General features: G+C 47.9%; 25 protein-coding genes and 1 pseudogene. 10 read left to right on the forward strand and 16 right to left on the reverse strand.

Annotated features, from left to right (window positions below; all coding sequences use genetic code 11):
- Positions 1–177: 177 nt before the first annotated feature.
- The 10 genes and pseudogenes from EJL04_RS04635 (at position 178) to EJL04_RS04675 (ending at position 4,405) form a co-directional block, all read left to right on the forward strand.
- Positions 178–438 carry a ribosomal large subunit pseudouridine synthase B gene (locus tag EJL04_RS04635; RefSeq protein ID WP_125104210.1) on the forward strand — a complete coding sequence of 87 codons (261 nt, stop codon included), beginning with the start codon at positions 178–180 and terminating at the stop codon, positions 436–438.
- A 21-nt stretch (positions 439–459) separates the two neighbouring features.
- On the forward strand, positions 460–687 hold the full coding sequence (locus EJL04_RS04640; RefSeq protein WP_125104211.1) for a hypothetical protein: 228 nt from the start codon (positions 460–462) through the stop codon (positions 685–687).
- A 16-nt stretch (positions 688–703) separates the two neighbouring features.
- Positions 704–955, forward strand: a pseudogene (locus EJL04_RS04645) (MutS N-terminal domain-containing protein); the annotation flags it as partial.
- 19 nt (positions 956–974) lie between these two features.
- A complete protein-coding gene (locus tag EJL04_RS04650; protein ID WP_125104213.1) occupies positions 975–1,172 on the forward strand; it encodes a hypothetical protein in 198 nt (65 codons plus the stop codon).
- The gene (locus tag EJL04_RS16695; protein ID WP_262898532.1) at positions 1,169–1,291 is read left to right on the forward strand and encodes a hypothetical protein; all 123 of its coding nucleotides are present in this window, start codon (positions 1,169–1,171) and stop codon (positions 1,289–1,291) included. The genes EJL04_RS04650 and EJL04_RS16695 overlap by 4 nt, the downstream gene beginning before the upstream one ends.
- Before the next feature lie 20 nt (positions 1,292–1,311).
- Positions 1,312–2,493, forward strand: a complete 1,182-nt coding sequence (locus EJL04_RS04655; protein WP_125104214.1) for a hypothetical protein — start codon at positions 1,312–1,314, stop codon at positions 2,491–2,493.
- A 12-nt stretch (positions 2,494–2,505) separates the two neighbouring features.
- Positions 2,506–2,715 carry a hypothetical protein gene (locus EJL04_RS04660; RefSeq protein WP_125104215.1) on the forward strand — a complete coding sequence of 70 codons (210 nt, stop codon included), beginning with the start codon at positions 2,506–2,508 and terminating at the stop codon, positions 2,713–2,715.
- A 96-nt stretch (positions 2,716–2,811) separates the two neighbouring features.
- Positions 2,812–3,291: a DUF7659 family protein gene (locus tag EJL04_RS04665; protein ID WP_125104216.1), complete on the forward strand. Its 480-nt coding sequence runs from the start codon at positions 2,812–2,814 to the stop codon at positions 3,289–3,291.
- A gap of 214 nt (positions 3,292–3,505) precedes the next feature.
- Positions 3,506–3,829, forward strand: a complete 324-nt coding sequence (locus EJL04_RS04670) for a hypothetical protein (protein ID WP_125104217.1) — start codon at positions 3,506–3,508, stop codon at positions 3,827–3,829.
- 351 nt (positions 3,830–4,180) lie between these two features.
- Positions 4,181–4,405: a hypothetical protein gene (locus EJL04_RS04675; RefSeq protein ID WP_125104218.1), complete on the forward strand. Its 225-nt coding sequence runs from the start codon at positions 4,181–4,183 to the stop codon at positions 4,403–4,405.
- On the opposite strand, the gene EJL04_RS04680 is transcribed toward EJL04_RS04675, so the two are convergent.
- From EJL04_RS04680 to EJL04_RS04760, 16 genes are all read right to left on the reverse strand, one after another.
- A complete protein-coding gene (locus EJL04_RS04680; RefSeq protein WP_125104219.1) occupies positions 4,385–6,220 on the reverse strand; it encodes a toxin glutamine deamidase domain-containing protein in 1,836 nt (611 codons plus the stop codon). The two genes, EJL04_RS04675 and EJL04_RS04680, sit on opposite strands and share 21 nt — an antisense overlap.
- A 220-nt stretch (positions 6,221–6,440) precedes the next feature.
- On the reverse strand, positions 6,441–7,829 hold the full coding sequence (locus EJL04_RS04690) for a phage portal protein (protein ID WP_125104221.1): 1,389 nt from the start codon (positions 7,827–7,829) through the stop codon (positions 6,441–6,443).
- A 31-nt stretch (positions 7,830–7,860) separates the two neighbouring features.
- Positions 7,861–9,456 (reverse strand): hypothetical protein, encoded by a 1,596-nt coding sequence (locus EJL04_RS04695; protein WP_241209938.1) that lies wholly within the window; start codon positions 9,454–9,456, stop codon positions 7,861–7,863.
- Positions 9,457–9,556: 100 nt separating this feature from the next.
- Positions 9,557–10,147, reverse strand: coding sequence for a hypothetical protein (locus EJL04_RS04700; protein ID WP_125104222.1), 591 nt, complete (start codon positions 10,145–10,147; stop codon positions 9,557–9,559).
- The gene (locus EJL04_RS04705) at positions 10,144–10,428 is read right to left on the reverse strand and encodes an S-adenosylmethionine decarboxylase family protein (RefSeq protein WP_125104223.1); all 285 of its coding nucleotides are present in this window, start codon (positions 10,426–10,428) and stop codon (positions 10,144–10,146) included. The genes EJL04_RS04700 and EJL04_RS04705 overlap by 4 nt, the downstream gene beginning before the upstream one ends.
- On the reverse strand, positions 10,355–11,920 hold the full coding sequence (locus EJL04_RS04710) for a site-specific DNA-methyltransferase (RefSeq protein ID WP_125104224.1): 1,566 nt from the start codon (positions 11,918–11,920) through the stop codon (positions 10,355–10,357). Before EJL04_RS04710 ends, EJL04_RS04705 begins: the two co-directional genes overlap by 74 nt.
- Positions 11,921–12,004: 84 nt before the next feature.
- Positions 12,005–12,319, reverse strand: coding sequence for an endonuclease domain-containing protein (locus tag EJL04_RS04715; RefSeq protein WP_241209939.1), 315 nt, complete (start codon positions 12,317–12,319; stop codon positions 12,005–12,007).
- A gap of 186 nt (positions 12,320–12,505) precedes the next feature.
- Positions 12,506–12,871, reverse strand: coding sequence for a hypothetical protein (locus tag EJL04_RS04720; protein WP_125104226.1), 366 nt, complete (start codon positions 12,869–12,871; stop codon positions 12,506–12,508).
- A gap of 183 nt (positions 12,872–13,054) precedes the next feature.
- On the reverse strand, positions 13,055–13,252 hold the full coding sequence (locus EJL04_RS04725) for a hypothetical protein (protein WP_125104227.1): 198 nt from the start codon (positions 13,250–13,252) through the stop codon (positions 13,055–13,057).
- A gap of 1 nt (position 13,253) precedes the next feature.
- Positions 13,254–13,805, reverse strand: coding sequence for a hypothetical protein (locus tag EJL04_RS04730; RefSeq protein ID WP_125104228.1), 552 nt, complete (start codon positions 13,803–13,805; stop codon positions 13,254–13,256).
- A gap of 34 nt (positions 13,806–13,839) precedes the next feature.
- Positions 13,840–15,654 (reverse strand): bifunctional DNA primase/helicase, encoded by a 1,815-nt coding sequence (locus EJL04_RS04735; RefSeq protein WP_125104229.1) that lies wholly within the window; start codon positions 15,652–15,654, stop codon positions 13,840–13,842.
- Complete coding sequence (locus EJL04_RS04740; RefSeq protein WP_125104230.1) at positions 15,651–15,836, reverse strand: hypothetical protein; 186 nt, start codon at positions 15,834–15,836, stop codon at positions 15,651–15,653. Before EJL04_RS04740 ends, EJL04_RS04735 begins: the two co-directional genes overlap by 4 nt.
- Positions 15,833–16,819 (reverse strand): Lin1244/Lin1753 domain-containing protein, encoded by a 987-nt coding sequence (locus EJL04_RS04745; RefSeq protein WP_125104231.1) that lies wholly within the window; start codon positions 16,817–16,819, stop codon positions 15,833–15,835. The genes EJL04_RS04740 and EJL04_RS04745 overlap by 4 nt, the downstream gene beginning before the upstream one ends.
- 13 nt (positions 16,820–16,832) lie before the next feature.
- A complete protein-coding gene (locus EJL04_RS04750) occupies positions 16,833–18,206 on the reverse strand; it encodes a putative quorum-sensing-regulated virulence factor (protein WP_125104232.1) in 1,374 nt (457 codons plus the stop codon).
- 163 nt (positions 18,207–18,369) lie between these two features.
- Positions 18,370–19,311, reverse strand: coding sequence for a YqaJ viral recombinase family nuclease (locus tag EJL04_RS04755; RefSeq protein WP_125104233.1), 942 nt, complete (start codon positions 19,309–19,311; stop codon positions 18,370–18,372).
- On the reverse strand, positions 19,304–19,651 hold the full coding sequence (locus EJL04_RS04760; protein ID WP_125104234.1) for a hypothetical protein: 348 nt from the start codon (positions 19,649–19,651) through the stop codon (positions 19,304–19,306). Before EJL04_RS04760 ends, EJL04_RS04755 begins: the two co-directional genes overlap by 8 nt.
- Between the last annotated feature and the right edge of the window lie 16 nt (positions 19,652–19,667).

Below are 19,667 nucleotides of genomic sequence, written 5' to 3' on the forward strand. Positions count from 1 at the left end.
TTTTCTATATAGGGGCGAGTTTCGGGCGATTACTCTTAACAAAGGTTAAATTTACCTGTTAGGTTAAAAATACTCGGAGAAAAGTTTGTTATTTCCAAAATACTTCACTTATCTTTGCAACGTGATTTCAAGGTAATCACATTCAAACATAAGTTTAACACTCAAATTGAAAGAAAAATGATTAAGGTCTCAACAAACAATAACAAGAACGGTCTCGCTTACAGTTCAAAGGACATCAACAGAAACTTCCGCATCAAGGTAAGCGGCGTTGACGCTCAGGGACGCAAGGTTCACAAGCTCGTAGGCGTTTCGGGAGCGATAGCCCTCATCGGCGTTGAGATGCTGAACAAACTTTTGAAGAGAGCATTTGCATGCATGGACGATGTTTGTGTCTGCAAGCTCCGCAGAGGTATCAAGTTTTCTTTCTACTACAAATAATCAAAACAGGAGGTCAGAATTATGAGAGCAAAGTATCAAATCATGTCACAGACAAATGACGGCGAAGCCCGTGTGTTGTTCACTTCAACCCGCAAATACGACACAGAGCGTTATTTCAACAGCTTGCGCAGAAGCCACAAGAAAATCAAGAGTAACGCCGTCTGTGATGTCAGAATAGGGTATTTCACGGTCAGCTCGTTCACGGGCTTGTCAATCATTGATACAGAATATTGGATTTGTAAAGCATAAACAGGAGGTCAAAATCATGACAGAAGCAAAAAAGAAACAGTTCACAAAACTGAAAGAGATGCACCCCGACGCTCTGCTGTTATTCAGATGCGGGGATTTCTATGAGAGTTATCAGGAAGACGCAGAGAGCGCATCACGCATCCTCGGCATAACCCTGACAAGAGACAAGGCGGGCGACCGTCAGGCGGGCTTCCCGTATCACGCCCTTGACACATATCTGCCGAAACTGATAAGAGCGGGACACCGTCTCGCCATTTGTGATGAACTTTAACATGGAGGAATTAAAAATGAAGAAGAAAGCAATAACAGAAGAAGCTCGTAAACTTTTCACTGACTTCTGTCAGGAGTTCTCGTTTGTAACAATCACGGTTGAGACCGTTCAGGCGTTTTTGAATGACTGCAATCCGACAAGCGCAGCCCCTAAGACCGCCCTGTTATTTGACTACGTTCTGTCTCAGGACTTGGCAGAGGAGGTTCAGTTATGAGTGAAAGAAGCACGATCATAGAGGCGGCTTACCTCTCAGGCTTCGAGCCAAGCTCTGAGAGCCTGACCCCTGATGAACTCTTTGAAGAAGCAGAAGAGTTTTTATCGAATATTCAATAACCATATAAATTTTCAAAATTATGACAGCAACAACAGACTTACAGAAAGGTTTGAACGAGGTAGTAATGAACAAAGTTCACAGAATGATAGACGGCAAGGCTGCGGGTGTTAAGGCTACAATGGAACGCCTTATCAATGAGGGCAAAATCGCTCAGGATTATATCGCACCTATCGGCGTGAACCTGAAAGCGAAGAGCCACACGCCCGTTATCACGTTCTCGGGCGGTCAGCCGACAGACGGCTTCACAGAGGTTGAAGAGATAAGTTCACAGCCTCTGACGATGAACATGCCTGACGGTCAGTTTTCTCTCCACGACAACGCAATCGGACAGCTCGCCGAGCGCATGGGTATACCGCAGCGTTATCTCAGAGGGCTTGCAAGCGGCGAGCCCTGGGCAATAGCCCTCGCTGCACATCTTCTGAACCAACATAGCGATTGGACGCAGCGCAGCCGTGTTCTTGTCAGAACCGTAGGGCAGCAAGTGAGGGGCGTTCTCTCTGACAGTTATCGCCGCCTGAACTCAGTTGAAATTCTCACGGCGTTTGTTCAGGAGGCAGCGGGTCAGGGCGCAGTCATTTCTGACGCTTATATGAACGACACAAAGGTATGGGCGGAGACAATTCTTCCGACACCGATTGAGATACCGACCGTGAAGAACGGAACTGTTACAATCTTTGCGGGCGCACGCTTCTCAACCTCTGACTACGGGGACGGGGCTGTTGATATGAGAGCCTTTCTCCTGAACGGGGCTTGCCTTAACGGTATGGTCAGGGAGAGCGTTATGAAGCAAGTTCACTTGGGTTCAAAGCTGCCTGACAATCTGCAGCTATCTAACAAGACTTATGAACTCGACACGAAGACAACCGTCTCGGCTGTCAAAGACCTCACAAAGGGTCTGTTCAGCAAGGACAATCTCATGCAAAAGGCGATTGAGATACAGGGGGCTTCGGAGATTGATGTTGACTTCGACCACGAACTGAAACGCCTGACAAGCAGCGGCGGTCTTCTGAAACAAGAGAGCAAGGAGGTCGAAAAGATATTGATGCGCAACGACCCCGAGGACGGCGTTCAGGGCGGGGCAACCCTTTGGAAGCTCACTCAGGCGATAACGGCTCACGCCCGTGAACTCACGCCTGAAAGAAGCCGTGAGCTGCATGAACTCTCAGGACAGTTGATGAACCGAGTAAAGTTGAACAAATAAATCAAAGACACAATGGAGACAATGAACAGCAATCAAGAGAACCTGTATCAAGAAGTTCTGAAAGTTCTTCAAGCGAGAACAAACGACCCGTCAGTCATCATGACAGCCCTCGGACGGGCGATGTTGATAATTCTTCAAGCCGCTCAGAAGTTCTACGGAGACCCTAAAGGCGTGAAAGAGACAGCAGAAAAGGCTTTCAATGACATTCTGCGAGAGTTATAAGAATGAACAACAAAAGCCCGTCAGAGAGCCACAGAAAGCCCCTGACGGGCTTCACAAGTCGAAAGGCAATAAATTAATCAAAACAAAGTTTATATTATGAGCACAGAGAAATTTGAAGTTCGTCAGGATTGGGACAATGACGGCATGTTGGTCTATAAGAACGCAAAGACCCTGAAACGCTACCATGAGTTGTGTGAAGAGCGTGACAAGACAGACGCTAAGAAATACCGCTGTTTCTACGCTTTCTCAAAAGAACAGTTTGAACAGGGTCAGAAGTCTATCAGGCTGAAACCCAACGAGCGGCTTGTCTCTTTCGGCGGCGGGGGCTACGGCACTCAGGACGGCATAAACAAGATGTTCGCCCACCTGAATGAGGTTCAGAACCGCATCAGAACAGAGTGTGACCCTCAGGAGGTTTACTGCTACGAGTTCAACAATTATGAGAGTTTCATCGCCTTTGACGGGGATGTGGACGCTATCCGTCTCATAGCAGCGATATGGGGTCAAGAAGCCGCCTCACGCATCAAACGCTTCTCGCCGTTCTATTCACTCAAAACTCTTTTCGGGGAAAAGTAGTTTTAATTGTTAAAAATTTTAATTTTCTCGTAGATAACGGGTGGTTATCTCTGAGAAAACCCAAGTTTTCTGCGAGAAAATGCGCTACCTGCGCGCGTATAAAGGAGAGCAAAGAAAAGGAGAGAAAAAGTACTAACGTACTCTGCGATTTCGCCCTCTTGAATTGAAGTTAAATTTTCGCCTCAGACAGTCAGGCGAGCAAAACGAAAAACAAATGACAGACAACAGACAGACAACAGGCGGGGAAGAGAAAGACAAAGCCCGCTGCGGGTTCATCTACCGAGTGACATTCAAAGAGCCGCCCGAACAGACGGGGGAACGGGACTTCTTCTTCACGTCTCTCTCGGCTATCTATGAGCGTTTCAGCCCTGAACAAATCGGGTGCAAGGTCAGCCGCCTTTGGAACATCGGCGTTTCAGACGGCAACCCATACACGGGGGCGAAAACAACCGTGACCCGTGAGCCGCTTCACACGAAAAGACAAAATAAAGCCCGTACAGCGTGTTTTATCTCGTCAGATGATAAACTACACCAATGACGAGAGAAAAGCCGTCAGCGGGGCTAAAAACGGGCAAATCGGGCTTGTTTCAGGTTTGAGCGTATCTGCACTTGCAGCCTGAACGCCCGTTTTGACCCTCCGAGACAATAAATCGGGCTTTTTGCCGTTATCTCAGCAAAAGGGCTTATCTTTGCCCCGTGACCTGATAAAATCAGAACTTAGTTTCGATTTCAGGGTTAAAAGACGATTGCGGCTCTCTGTCGGGCGATAATTTTCTAAGTGAATAATTACACCAAAGAGAAAACCAAAGCCCGTGTGCGTCAAATTCGAGAAAAATAACTTATAACGGGATATTCTACGAGAAAACCCGTGTTTAATCAGAGAAAACGTATGAAAATACCAAAAATCGTAAAACAGACAGCCGAAGAAAACGGCTGCAACAGCGTGAATTTTGTCGGGGTTCTTGATGGCTTTCAGGTGTTCGGCTGTTCAAATATCGGCAAGAATGGAATTGCCGTCCCTCAGGGGTTGCCAACGCTCATTCTCCTGAAAGACGGCAAAACAAAATTTGTGAGTGGCGAAGAGGGCTTAGAATTAGCGGGACGCTTTCAATAACCTTGAAGCGAACTTCGGATTGATTATTTTATCGTCAATTCTGAGAACCCCAATTTGCTCTTTAATCATCAAAGCCAACGAATCATTGAAAGACTTACCACGGCGGGCTGTCTGAGGGTCAAACCAAAGCAGTTCGCCGTTCTTCTGTCTCTCAACAATGAAAACATGGGCGTTACCCGTCTTCCATGCGCAATAAACCTCATACCGCCCATGAGCTGCTGTCTGCGCCTCTATGAACGCATTCTTTGCTGTTACCGTGTCTTCTGTCAGGCGATGAGACCAAGCGTAATCTGCGGCTTTCCCGTCAGCGGTCAAATATCTGTCAGTCCACTCTATGCCGTTGCGGGCACAGAATTGTGAAAAATCTCTCATGTTCTTATACCCGTCCGCTATCGGGTTCGGTACGGCTTCAACTGGAAAACCTCTGCGCCTTAATTCATAAGCCATTGTGCAAGTCTGACAATTATCATGATAGCCCGCCTCTTTTGAATTAGCCTCAGGAAAGTGTGGGTTTGCGTGACCTCTGTCAGCATCTGTGAAATTCATTATCTTGCCTTGCATCACGGGGAGAGCTTGGTCTAAATCTCTGATGTTCTTCAAGACCTCAGGCGTGAAGTCAGCGTGCTTCTTGTTATATCTCATGGCGGCTTCATATTCAGCATAAGTTTCATACGGCGTTTTCATGGCGTACAAGTTCTTGTAACCTTTTGGCAAGTATTTCTCGTTGTCGCTGATGAAATAAGGCACAGACGTGCTTCTTTTCGCCCTCTCTTTATTGTCTTTTAGCCAATCTTTGAACTCCTGAGGTACGTCCGTGACCGTGTTCACGCTTTCTTTCAGAGGTTCTTCGCCTTTGAGCTGCCTTTCGTTGTCATGCATCATTTCTTCCTCTGTCTTCAAAATTGTTTCAGCGTGACAGCGGCAATGAGGGTGCCACCCCGTGAACTTGAAGTCCTTTGGGTAGCAGCCCTGACCCTTGACAGCCTTGCTCCCAACGGGTGCGCTCAGTTCATCGCAGATGTCTGTAAATTTGTGAGGTTTCCCGTCAGCCCCTAAAAGTGTGTGGTTATTGCTCACAACAACACGAATACCGACAACAAAGTCAAGGTCTTGCCAACGGGCAAAGTCAGCCGAGCGATATGCGATGTTCGTCTCTGTGGCGACGAGGCGGCGGGCGTTCTTATATGAGCTTCGGTACACGCCACGCCCAGGGTGGTAAGCAGCCGCACGCTTGGACAAGACCAACTGCCCGTGTTCGTCTCTGACACGGCGAAAGAGCATGTCAGGGTGTTGAAGAAACAGTTGCAAGTCCTTTTGAAGACGTTCAGCCGCCTTGCCGCTTCTCAGACCGATATCAAGCCCAAGTTCGATTTCCTCTTTGAACTGATTTGTATATTTCCAAACTCTGTCAGAGAGGTTCAACCCCTGAACCTTGCGGGCGAGAAATGCGTCACGGGCTTCTTCGTTGTTCTTGAAGTATCGGCGATATTGGGCGTTTGAGAGCTTGCCCACGTTATCGCCGAAGACCTGACGGCACAGCTCGTTGTTCTTGTTGTTGGCGAGCGTCCATTCATGGTTCACGCCGTTCACTATGACAGCCGACAACCCGCTTTTTAGGCTCTCTAAGAGACTTTCGAGCCTTTTGCGTGTAATTGGATAGTCTGAGAAAGAAAAGAGCCGTGTCGGGTCTAAATCACGAATAGAAAGCCCAAGGGCAGCGGCTTCCTTGACCGCCGCCCTGTATATAGCGTCAACCTGACGCTCGTAGGCTGTCAGGTTGCGCAGATGCTGTTTGTCGTATTTATTGAGTGCCATTGTCTCTCAGAATAAATTTATCACATTGAAAGTCATTCAGAAATTTGCACCACCGCCCGTGTTCTGTCTTTTCATCATGAGGGCAGCGGCACAAAATCAAATGACCGTCAAGAGCCTTGCTGTGCCAATCATAACTGTGACGGCAGTCACGGCAGCGGTATTTCGGCTGCTCAGGCTTCTTTCTGTTCGGGGGTCTTCTTGTTGGTGTCATGCTCTCACGTTATTCAGTCGGTTCAAACACGTCCACCGTCTTCTGATCCTGAATTTCTTTCAGGGTGGTGTCCACATCGTCACTCTCGCCGAGACGTTCAATGCTCTCACGTTGTGACATGATAGGCTCGCCACCGTTCACAGACATGAGGTAGTTCGCCAAGTCTTGTTTGTCTGTGATGGCGAAAGGCGTGACAACGGTCTCAACGGGGAGAGCGTCAATGTCGGCTGCGTAAGCCTCTCCAAGAGCAATCTTCAAGAACGCTTTCACGACATTTATTTCACGGTCAAAGAACTCAATCAAACGACCGCTTTCGTCTTTGACTTTGAGCTGCGCATCAATGAACATTTGCTTGCGGCTCTCACCTGAGAGGGCTTGCTGCGACATCTTCTCGTATGACCAATCAGGCAACTGCAGCTGAGTGAAGAAAAGATTTCTCAGGGTGTCAACATGGTATTTCAGGCTTTCAGTCGCCTGTTGCCATGTAACGTATTGAGCCGTTGAGCCTTTCGGATATTGCATAACGCTCTTCGCCTCTTCATTTGAACTTTTCTCATCGCCGAACTGAATAATATCATCGGCGAGAACAACGAAGATAGGCTTTGAGTTCTCACGGAGATAATTTCCGTTTCTTGACAGCGACCACTCAATCTCATAGACGGTCTTTGACGTATCCTCCCATATCGGGGTCGGTCTCCACATATAGATGCACGGTATCTTTAACAAAGTTATCTGTTCATCTTCAATGACAGCCCATTCGCCGCTCTCTGTTGACCATTTGATGTGGCGGGTCGCCATATAACAGTCAAAGTACTGAACGGTCTTCTTGCCGCTCTTACGGGTGTAAGCCACTGACATGGCTATCATGTCGCCGTATTCATCAAAGAGCGGGTAAAGGTCATCGCCGAGCATAGGGGAGAAGTTGCGGCAGCGGAATTTCAGGTTTGAAGAGAAACCGTAGGTCGTGTGCTTCTGTTCAACGGCGTACCATAGCGTCATAACTTCACATCCCGCAAAGAGCATGTTGCAGCGTTCGATGTTCACGCTGTCAATGCGGTTCTTGTCAAATATCTTTTCAAGATAGTTTGCCACTTCTTTCTGACGGTCATTCTCAGGGCTGTAAACACGTTTCACGGGTATGCCCGTAACAAGTTCTGTCATGCGCTTCACGGCGAGCCGCTGCAAGTCACACGTCACACGGGTTACCTCCTGAATGCCGCTGTCCGTGACAATATCAGGGTATTTGGCTTTGTTCATAACAGGGTGCTTTGTCGGGTCAAATTCTTGAATGAGACCAAAGCGACCACGCCACAATGGGACGTTGATAGTCTTCTCTTTCAGAAAGGCTATTTTCTGAGCCTCTGTCCTGAGTGAGGCAAGGATTTCTTCGATAGTCATTTTCTTTGATGATTTATTTGTTAAACTTGAATTATCTGTGTACCATACGGGCGATACGGTTCAGGTCAATACGGCGGCTTCCTCTGAGCGGATAGAACGTGTTCGCGAAAGCGTCAAATTTATCGGGGCTTCGTCCGAGCCTCTTCTTGATGTCTTCTTTCGGCTCAATGTATATGCGCCCGTCTGACCTGAAAGACCATTTTATTTCTGTCGCCTCTTCATCAAACTGAGGGTCAGGCGGCAGCATGGCACCCGTCTCATTCTTCGGGTTCAGCCAATCACGCACAGCCCAAAAGAGATACGCCCTCATGTTCAGGAACTCATACTGACCCGTTGTGTCGGTCAGGTTCTTGCCGTTGAAGCCTTTCGCTCCCTCTGAGTATTTGCAACTGATGATGTAATGAGAGTTCTCACGCCGTTCATTCTCAACACAACGGGAGAACACGCCCGCACCCTCGCCGATTGTGTCAATGCTGACGTACATTTCAATCTCATGTCGGCGGCGGTCTGTGATAGCCCCCGCAATCTTCATGTGGTCAGCCGAGCCGCCGCTGTTGTGTGTCTTAAACTCAGAAGCCCAACAGCCCTGACGCTCAACAAAACAAGTGCAGTCTCGTCCCATGCCCGCAACGTCAACGCCCATGATCCGTGGCTCTGTTGTGACGGGTTGCCGCCCGTGAGCCTCTTTCCAACGCTGATGTGCGATTTCCAACCACTGTTCAGGGATAAGAACGTCTTCGCCCACTTTGGGGAACTTGCCCAAGACTTTCTTTCTGAACAGGTCTTCGGGGCGATACCACACGCCGTCAAACTGAAAATCGTCAAACTCTGCCGTGGCTTCTTCTTCTCTGATTTCAGTACACCAGTTCGCCAACTTGTCTTGAACCCACTCATAGTCAACCTGACCCGCAATGACGGTCTTTTTCTGAACGATGTTCGGGGCTGTCAGACTGTTCAGGCGGTATTTGTGCCAACGGTCTCCTTTCTGAGAGCGGGCAGCGTAGCCGACTGTTGTGTTGGGGTTGAAGACAATCAAGATGCGTGAGTCGCCTTGCAAGTTACCCTCAATAGCCCCAAACGTATCATCGCCGATACCCGTTGCCTCGGTAACAACAAACATTGTATGAACGGCGTGAAAGCCTGACCACGCTTCATGATTGTTCTCGTCAGCCTTGAAGCCCGTCAGAAACCATTCATCGCTTTCTGTTCTGATGTCATAAGCGTTCAAACGCCCTGGCAGTTGTATGCCTCTTGCCTTTGCTCTGTTATAAAGGCGGCTAATCTCAGGCATCATGATGTTCTTTACCTGACGGTCGGTCGGGGCTGTCAGAGCCACTTTCGTGTTCTCAACCAACTCTGCGCCCCCGTTCTTTGTGCGCCTCCAACGGGGCGTGAGATAAAGAAACGATATGGCAGCACAAGCGGCGACAAAGTCTTTGCCACGGGCTGTGCCTGAGGCAACGGACGTGCGCCTGTTGTGTTGAACGCTTGACAGAATTTCTTGCTGCTCGGGGTCAAGGTTCACGCCAAAGGCTTCACGGACAAATTTATTCCAATCTGCCCGCCATGAGTTTATGACCTCAAAACTGAGTTTCTTGATAATTTCTTTCCGTTGTTTCTTTGCCATAGTTATTTTCTCCGAATTTTGAGTATGTCGGCGGTACGCTTTTGAATGGGATAAGTGAACCACTCAGAATACTTACGCCGACAGAGAGCCGCAATCGGGCTTATTCGTCTTCCTTGACCTCTTCCGCCTCTTGCTCGGCTTCATCTATCATGCCGCTCTCAATGAGATAGGCGGCAAATGAGCCGTTGGCGTTGATGTCTTTCTTTTCAGGGGCGTACAAGCCGAGGAGCTTGCGGCGTTCTTCAAGCTGCTTTCGTATCTCGGCGATATAAGAAGCATCGCCGAGGCAGACAACCTCTGTTTCCGTTCTTTCTGTCTGATACGTCCTGATAGATGTCTGCCCCGTCTCAGCGTCACGGGAGGGAGAGCCTTTCTGTTTGCGTTGTGTCTTGTTATAGTCTGTCTTTGACTTCTCCCACTGTTCCCACAGCTCCCGACAGGTGTCATCAATGCGGGCGAGTTCAAGCGTGACGAGTTCATCCGTGTCTTCAAGGCGGCTCTCACGCCATTCATCCAAGAGCGTCTGAACGTCATTCTTGACGGTCTGCAGGGAATAGGTTGAGAGGTCAAGACGCTTCATTACCTCTTCCCTGATTTTGCGGTAGCTGTAGCCACGCTTGTAGAGGTTTGAGACGATTTCAAGACGGGCGAGCTTTACCTGATTTTTCTTTTTGTCTTGTGCTTTGCTCATTGTTTCAAATCTTTGGTTAGTTCGATAAATTTCATATAGAAATCAGGGTTGCAACTTGACAATTCTATATAGCTCTTGCCAAATTCAGGGAACGTATGTACCGCAAAATGGCTCTCTGTGAGTAACCATAAAGCAGTATAACCCTGTGGGGTGAAATGATGGTCTGTGAAGCATAGAATGTTAAACCCTGACTGTTTCAGGTATTCATCAAACAGTTGCCTCAGTTGTTGCGGATTCGTTTCCGCAATCCACTCTGAATAATTCCAAATCTTCGCTTGCATAGTCAATCTTTTTGAAATTGTTTTTTATATCCTTGGTATTTCCCTTATAAAAGACAAGAATGTTTTGGTGCATTTTTGCAACCTTCCTGCTTTCCATGTATCTGCCTGCACGCATTGCAGTACTTGCTCCTGTCTCGACAAGAATAATCTCGTTGTAGAGAGGCATACCCGCCTCTTTGAATATCCGCTTGATGTCGCCACAGAAGTCATAATAGAAGCCCGTTTTCTTGTCCCGCACATCGCCAACAACAATCACAGCAAATCGGTTCTGTTTCAGACAGCCGACAGCCGCCGTGAAAGCGTTCTTCAAAATCTGAATGAAGTCTTCATAACTTCCCTGATTGCTTGCGTCATTCGGGAGGTCTGAATAAACTTCAAGGTCAAAATAAGGCGGGCAGGAGAACAGGAGGTCTTGGCTCTCAGGCTCAATGTGCTTTGACACGTTCTGACCATCATCGCAGATGTATCGTGCGGTCATATCAGCAACACGCTCGTTGTTAAGTTGTGCCTGTTCAGGGCGCAATTCAATTCCTGTAAATTCGTTCCCGAGATAAGCTGATACATAGCCAAAAACACTATCTCCTGCAAAACAGTCAAATGTCTTGCAATATTCTTGTCCGAACCAACGGCAGACGATTTCAGCCATAACGGGGTCAAGAAGAGAAACACCAGCTGAAAGAACTTTGCTTGCTTCATGTTCTTTTACCTCATCAGGAACATACTTTTCAAGATATTCTTTGAACGTGATTCCCAATTCCTCACGGTGCTGTCGTGTACGCTGATACAGGTCTTTATACTTTATCTCAGGAGAAGTTATCAAAGTATCATTCCTGCTTTCTCCAAAATCTCCGATTAGTTCACGCCACTTCTTCTTGCGGTCTTGCCAATATCCCTTGCGGGTATCAAGAATTGAGAAAGGCGGTACGATGAAGCGGTCAAAGAGGCTGCTTTCGGGTGCGCTGTTCTGCTTCTCTGAGCCTGAGCCGCTTCCGTTCTGAGCGTTCAGGGCGTTTTCAGCGTCAGGGAACTCAATGCCCCAATCCACCAACTCTTCATTGTCCCACTGTGCGGTCAGGCTGTCCGTGTCCCATTCTCCGTAGCCGATGTTGTCCTTGATGATGAACTCACGCTGCTCTGCGTCTGACAGCTCCGAAGCCTTGATGATGATTGCGGTCGGGCTGTCACGCCAACGCAGCCAATGTGTCAGGAGGGCTTGCTGTTCGCCCTCTGTCTTCTTCTTCACGTCATTGAGAGAGAAAAGGCGGCTTTTCAGCTCGTCTTCTGAGAGGTCAGAAATGGCGGTCAAAGCCCTGAAACGCATATTGCCGCCGAGGGCAACCATCATGTTGTCAACGACAATCGGTCTGAGTTCAAGCATTTTCGGGAGTGCAAGAACGCTGTTGACAAGTTTCTGAAACTTCTCATTTGTGATTGTTCTCGGGTTCGCCTCATTCACTTGAACCTGAGAAAGTTTTACAGTTTCTGTTTTCATGTCTTTATCTGTTTGAATTATTATACCTTATCCGTTTGCAAAAATACTCAAAATGATTATAATATAATCACATAAAGCCCAAAATCAAGCCTTTTCGGGGTCAAAAACGCCTGAAATTGCAGTTTTGAGCAAGTTCAGGGTCTTCAAGCGGTACAGCTCGTCAGGCGTTGTTCTGAACACCCGCCACCCCATGAGGGTAGCCGTATTGTATTTCTCCATGTCTTTCATAAAGCCGACAGAAGAGGTGTGCCGCCCGCCCGTCCATACGCCGCCCTCAACTTCAAGGGCGATTTTGTGGTCAGGTATGGCATAATCAAAACGCCATTTCCTGACGGGGTGGAACTTGAACTCTTTGACACACACAACATGGAGGTCGGTCTTGCAAATGGTCGTGAACACGTCAGTTAATTTTGGCGAATTTGACCGCTGTCGGCTTTTCTTTGTTGATTGCTGTAATTTATCACTCGTCATTGGAAAGTCTTTTGTGGGGGCGCAATCGGCTTTTGGGACAAAAGAACGGGGATTTAACTCCCCGCCCTTGAATTTCTGTCAGTCTCAGAAGAGGCTGCGCCCGCCTGATGATTATCAGAACGGCAGATCGTCCATGTTCTCACATACAGAAGCCCCGTCCAACTGACCCTGAATTTGCTGCGCCTGAGATTGAAGCGGGTGCATACCGCCGAGGATAGGGATTGCCTTGCGCTCTTCTTCTGTCATTTTCTCAACAACGTCCTTGGCGAGTGAGACCTTGACAACGTGAGTGTCCCCGTAGCGGCTCTCATTCATTTCTATCGCCGCCATGTTCAGGTAACAACCTTTCTCGCCGAGAAACATTCCGCTCTCGTCAATGTCAATAACGAGGCAACGTCTTGTGGCTGTCTTGCCTTTGAGGTTTGTCACAAAAGCCCCCTTTATTTTCAGGAGGTTTGCTTTAATGCTGTAATTTCCCATTTTATTTATGTTTTGAATTATGGTTTAACTTCCGATTTCGTTAGAAAGTTCAGAACATTTGCGTTCACGGTTTTCTCTCTTCTCTCTGTCTTTTCCCCTGAGGATTGTCCCTTGCCCTTGTTTGAGGGTTAGAGACCCTTTGCGGGGTTTTTGTCCGTGTCTGCGGGGTCAGTCTGTGTTTTGTCATTTTGAACCCTCCTGAGCGTTGTTTTCCCCTGTCTCTGAAACTGTCTGTTCGTAGTCAAGGAGAATGTCCGTGCAGTTGCCCTCTTCATCACGTTTGAAGCGGACACGGGAAACTCTGATGCCGCCTTTCACAAATTGTCTGTCAGAATCCGAGAGAAAATTTCTCACTTCTTCTACTGTCACTTGTCTTTCCATATCATTCTTCGATTAAGTGTTGATAAGTCTTGTCGTTAAGAAGCCCCTCCATTTTCATTACCTTTCTGAGCATTTCTAAATCCTCTTCTGTCAGGGGCTTGTCGTTTGAGGTCTCAGAGGGGCTTTCAGGGTAAAGTCTGTGCTTTTGGCAATAAGCATGAATAATTGTCTTTTTGATGTCTTCAAGTTCTTTTTCAAAATTCGCCTTATGCCATTCATACAGCCCTTTCAATTCTGCATAGTCAACCTGAGTGAGTTCAAGAGAGATTTCAGAGCGGGATTCTTGTCTGTAACTCATTTTCGAGCTATCTGTGACCTTGCTGTAACATTGCGTGAACAGAGTTATAAAGACCCGATTACGCCCGACATTGAACGTATAACGGCTTTTCTTTTCTTCATCGTTCAGTTGCCCCAAGTCAATGCCGTTAGCGGCACAGAGACGTTCTAAGAGCCTCTGAGCGTTTTCTGCTTCTCCTCCGCAGCCTCTTTCTGCGAGAGCCTTTAGCTTTTTCAGTTTGTCTTTCAGGCTCTCAAATTCTGTCTTACTTTCCATTTTGTCTGTCTGTTTTGGTTAAATTTATATTTCGTCAGAACGGGCATTCGTCAAGCGGTTGAGCCGTGAAGTCAAAGACCGCTGCTTCCTCCGCCTCTTTCGCCCGTCTGTTCATTTCCTCTTGAAGATGGTTTGAGTTGTCCCATACGGGTTCAACCCCCGCCGTGTATGGGCTGTAACGCCCGTTGTTCAGGTTGTATTTGAAGAGAGCCGTTCCGCACTCTCCGAGGTGCCTGAATTTCACCTTTTGAACGTGAACCTCCACCGTGTTGTCAATTCTGTTTCTGTGAACGACAATACCGAAGTCTGTTTTGTTATAGAAGTGCGCCGAGCCGCTGATGTCATAAAGGGTGGGGGCTTCGATAACCCCGTCTTTGTTCTTTGACTGTTTTGTCGGGTGCGCCATGAGAATGACCATAACGTCATTGCGCTGTGCAAAGTTCGTCAGACGGTCAAGCTGCTTTGATATGTACTTTGTTTCGTTGTGTCCGTCACTCTCGTCCTCCAAGCGGTTGTACGGGTCAATGACAAGACATTTTATGCCACGCCGTCTGACAAGAAAGCGGGCTTTTTCAAGAATTGTGTCGAGCCTGTAATCTTCCTTTGGGCTGATAAAGAAAAAGTTCGTGTTCAGATATTCTTTTATCTGACGGTAAGCGGGGAGCGTCAGGTGTTGACGGTCAAAGTGCTGTCCCGTGAACTTCTCAATCAGTTTTGAAGCGTGGTATTCGAGCGGAGCGTTCTCAGGGCTGAAATACGCGAATTTCCACCCGTAGCGCATGTTGAGCCTCTCGGCTATTTGGTCAATGAACTCAGACTTACCCGAGCCAGGAATACCCGTCACGACACAGATGCGTTTCGTCTCAAATGAAATAAGGCGGTCAAGGTTTTCAAGCCCTATCGTTGCGCCTTTCTGCATACCGTGTTCAAAGAGAGCGTCAAGGTTCGCCTCGAAGTCAGAGACCGTGAAGACCCCCTCCAACTTGACCTCGGGAGCTTCTGAGAGACATTTTTTCAGAGCCGCCGCCCCGTATTTCATCAAGACCTCGTTAGCGTCTTTGCAGTCCTGACCGTAGTCAAGTACTCGGCAGCGTTCAGCACCGAAGCGTCTCAAAAGCTCGTCTTTCAGGAGAACGCCCTTTGTGTCTGTGTCAGAGGCTATGTAGATTGTCTCTTTGTCGTCAAAATACTCTTCGATGAAATCGTCAAGGTATTCAAGGTTTGCGTTAGCCCCGTTCGGAACGCTGACAACGTTATGAAAGCCAATCTCGTAGAATGAGAGAGCGTCCATTTCGCCCTCTGTCACAATACACTCTTTCTGACCCTTGATCGCGTCAATGTTGTATGGGATAAGCTGCGCCCCTGAAACGAGCTTGAACTTCTTGTCGCCCGTGCGGTATTTCGTGTTGACGAGCTGACCGTTCAGGAAGTAGTTAAACTGAACCGTGTTCGATTGAGCGTTGTTCTGCGGCATCCATTCCATGCCCTCTGAGACTTTCAGAGCGTTCAGGGTCGCTGCGCTTATTCCTCTTCCCTCAAACCACTTCAAGGCTCTCTCGCTGACAGCCGTCAAAGCGTGCTGAGGGGGCTTCTTGTAGACAGGCTTCTGACGCTTTATCGGAGCGTAGTTATGCCACGGGCGTTCTTCTCGCTCCCAAGGTTCTTTTGTTTCAAGAGACCCGCCCCAACCGCAATAATGACAATTCCAAAGACCTTTGTCAAGGTCAACAGAAAGACTTTTGTCGCGTCTGTCATGCCTTTGGTTGTGACATTTCGGGCAATAGGTCTTGACCTTTCCCGATGTGCGCCCGTAGGGGATATTTATGCCGAAGTCTGAATAACTTTTCATTTTGATAATTCCTTTCTGTGTTTTTGATAACCCTTTTTGAAGCCCTCAATAAAAGCCTCGCTGCAGAGCCTTGAAAAGACTTCTGAACAGGGGAAATGATTACACTTTGAGCAAGAACGGCTGAGACCGTTTGCCCTCCTTGCCTTTTCTTCAAGGCTGATGTCCGTTTTCTTCTGTTTCATTGCAAAATCCATGTATGTGAAGCAGCGTCCCATGAATAACGCTCAGACGGGCGGGGTGCTGCCGTCATTGGGATATTAGCCCGCCCCGTGCCGTATGTGCGCCGCCCTGAGCCGTCTATGTATTCTCCAACGCCCAACTGAACCTGAGAGCCGTCAGCGGCTTGTACGGGCTTCTGTGCCGTGTTTGAACCGCCACCCCTCTTGTTGTCGTAGTTGCCCTCAGAGACCTTGACCCAGTTTTTCTCATTCTCAAAGACCCAATCAAAATTGGCAACCCAACCCATTTTGTCAGTGCTGCGCCCCGTGAGAAAGTCAGAAGCCTGAACACGCTGAAAAAGGCGCATCACGTAATCTGTCAGTTCTTCACGCTTCACGCCGAACTCTTGAAAGCGGGTCTTCATTTTCTGTTTTCTCGCCTCTGTGACTTTCAGAACCTTTGGGCATGAGAGACAGACAGAGTTCCACATGGCGACTATATCCTGATAAGGATATTTCTCTTTGCTCTCCTCTCCTTTACTCTTCTCTCCTTTGGCGGGTTTTATCTCTTTTAACGGCTCTTTATCAGGGGTTTTCTCGGAGATAACATTTTCAGGCTGTTGTTTTTCTTCTTTGAAAACAGGCTTTTGAGGCAATTCCGTTCGGCGGGTTCTGTAAACCTCTGTGAGATTGTTGACAAAATTCTCTATCCAAATAACACGGTTCTTTTCCCATAGCTCTTTGTCAATTTTGCCGAGGTTGATAAGAACCCCGATTATTTCTGTCGCTGTCTGAGCGTTGACCCGTGTCTTTGCAAGAAGATACTCCCAATTTGAAGAAACAGAACAGTCATAGAAATGCCCCTCGCTCTCCCCGAGAACTTCAAGAACCTTGAACCAAAAAGCATAACCGTCATTCCCGAAGCGGGCTTCAAGAATGTAGATCGTGCGCCCGCATTTCACATAATGCGGGTAATAGTCAACTGTTGTTCGTTTTGGTCTTGCCATAATGTTGTCTTGATTAAAGGGTTGCCATGATTGATTTTTTCAGTTTCACGTTTCGGCTGTTCCACTCAAAAGCCCGTATCATCCATTTGCGGTAGTCAAGAGGGATATTGCTTATCTTTTCCCCCTTATATTTGCCGAAAGGCATAACCTGAATAGGCTGCGCCGCCTGAGCGTCAATAGCCTGAGTGTCCTCACGGGTGTACTGACCGATGTCTGCGATTGGTATGCCTGAGAGCAGCCGCCCGCCTGAACCGAACAAACGCCACATTCTGCCTTTCTCAAAGGTCAGGTCTTCAACACGCCCGAAACGCTGAACGTTGCCGCCGAGGTCAACTATCAGAGCATCTTTCTTCTGAGGGTCAATACGGGTGGCTCGTCCGATGATTTGATAATAGAGGGCGATAGAAGCCGTAGAAACGCCTAAAACAATGCAATCGATACCTGTATAGTCAAAGCCCGTTGAAAGCACTCTCACGTTAAATATGACCCGTATTTCGCCCTTTCTGAAACGCTCAATGATTGAAGCCCTCTCACGCTTATCCATATCGCCGTATATGACAGCCGAGTTCGGGTAATGCTCTGAGAGACTTATAGCGTCCTGAACTGAGGGGGCAAAGGCGAGAATGTGCTGCCGTTCAGGGTGAGCGTCAAGAGCGTTGACAATCGTCTGTGTGCCGCCGTTCTCTTCAAAAGCCCTTTGAACGCTGTCCTCCGTATACTCGCTTTTTGAACTGTTGAAGACAAGTTGGCTGTCGTCAAACTGTGAAGCCTCATAAGTCAGGGGAGACCAAAAGCCAAGGCGCACCATTTCTGAGACCTGACCGACATGAATAATGTCTTTGAAGAAATTTCCCTTTTTGCTTCTTGATGTCAGCATGACGAGCTTTGAATAATTCTGTCCGAATTGGTCTCTGCCCGTCTGCAGCTTGACAGGTGTCGCCGTTATGCCGAGAACGTGAGTGATGCCGCTCTCTTTGAGAAACGTGCCGAGCATACTGTCAGCCTCACGGGGGAAGAGGTGTGCCTCGTCTATCAGCATTTTTGTGAAGCCGAGAGCCTTGAACTTCGCCCCGAGCGTCTTGATTGAACCTATCGTTGCGTAGGTTATCTGAGCGATTTCCTTGCTCCCGAAACTTGCGCTGTATATACCCGCATTTGCGAACCCGTCACAGAGGTTCACATACTTCAAATAGTTCTGTTCCAATAACTCTTTTGAGGGTTGAAGAACAATCATTTTATCGTTCGTGTTCTTCGCGACAAAGGCTGTCAGAATTGATTTTCCCCATGCTGTCGGGAGAACAATCAAAGAGGGCTTCGGCTTCTTCTCTTGAAAGAAACTGATAGCCTTTTCTATCGGTTCAACCTGATTTGAACGTAACTGTATCATTTTGTATCTTTGTCTATCTGAGAAAACCCCGCTGACAGGGCTAACCACGCATAACAGCTTGCGTTGAGAGACCTTTCGGCTGCTCTCACCCCTGAGCGGAGTTTTATATGTTATTTGTTCTTTCTGTTCATCTGTCTGTTTCGGTTATTCGATTACATTGTAATCACTTCAAGAGAAAACGCCTTGCGCCCTGAACCGTCTTAGCATACTCTTTGAAGAGGTCGGGGTGGTCAGCCTTGAAAGCCTTGTCATCAAACTTCTCTGAGGGCTTGGGGCTTTTCCATGTCGCGATTGTATCGCCGCCGTAGCTCAGGGCTTCTGCGTCTCCGAAGCCGAGCTTTATCTTCTCTTCGAGCTCGGTCTTGCGGTCAGAGAGTTCTGCGAGCTGCTGCTTCACGTCTTTCAGGTCTGAATAAGCCTGAAAAATCTCGTCAGTTGTCTCAATGACCTTGCCGCCCGTGTGCTTGTTGAACTTCAATAGAATGTCCTTGGCGTTCTGCGGGTCAGGTTCTTTGTCCCCCTGAATGTAGTCAATCCAAAAGCGGTCAACCTCTTCACAGAGCCATTTGAAGAAGTCAGGAACAAAGGTCAGGTTCTTGTAGCCGAACTCACGCCCTGAACAAAGCCATGCAAGTGAAGCCTCTTGAAGTTCCGCAACTCCGAGCTGATACTGAACCTGACAGAACCAGTGCTTTGGGAGGTCTTCGGGGTCAATGCTCATTTGTGTTGTCTTACACTCCAAGATACCCTTGTTATGAGCGTTATGGGGGAGACCGTTGAGCCAATACGTGCGGTCAGGGCTAACACGCATGTACGGCTTCTCTGTGTTTATTATCATCCAATCAATGGCAGAACGCTTGATTATCTCGCAGCCCGTTTCATCTTTGAAGAACTGAGCAACTGCGTCTTCAAGATAATGACCCGCTTTCATCGCGAAGTTCTCTTGTTTTGCGGAGTCAAGACCTTTCTTGCGTCTCCATAACTGATAAGGTGTTTCCCATGGGTTCAGCCCTATGATTGTCGCAACCTCTGATGAACCGATACCGCTCTCGCGATATTTCAACCACTCTGTGCGGTCTTTCGGTCTGATAACCTGATTACTCATGGTCAGCCTCCTTTCCCTCTTCTGAACTGTTCTCTGACTTCTTGTCGCTCTTCTTCAACAGACGGTCGGAAATCTTTATGAGACCCGTCTTTGCTTCACGGCGTATGACGTGAAGCAAGACCTTATGCAAGCCTTTCTTAGGGGCATTGTCGCTCAGAACATACTGAAAAGCGTCAACGAGATAGCCCATGAGACCCTTTGTGAGGATGTAAAGGTCAGAAGAATTTTTTTCTTCCGTCTCTTCTGTCTTCTGAACCGCAACAAGTGCGATTGCTCTGTTCTCCTTGTCTTCTTCGACCCATGCTTTGAGGTCTGCGATGATTTTTTCAATATCTTTCATTTTGCTGTTATTTTGA

The organism is Prevotella marseillensis (assembly GCF_900625065.1).
Lineage (GTDB): Bacteria > Bacteroidota > Bacteroidia > Bacteroidales > Bacteroidaceae > Prevotella > Prevotella rara.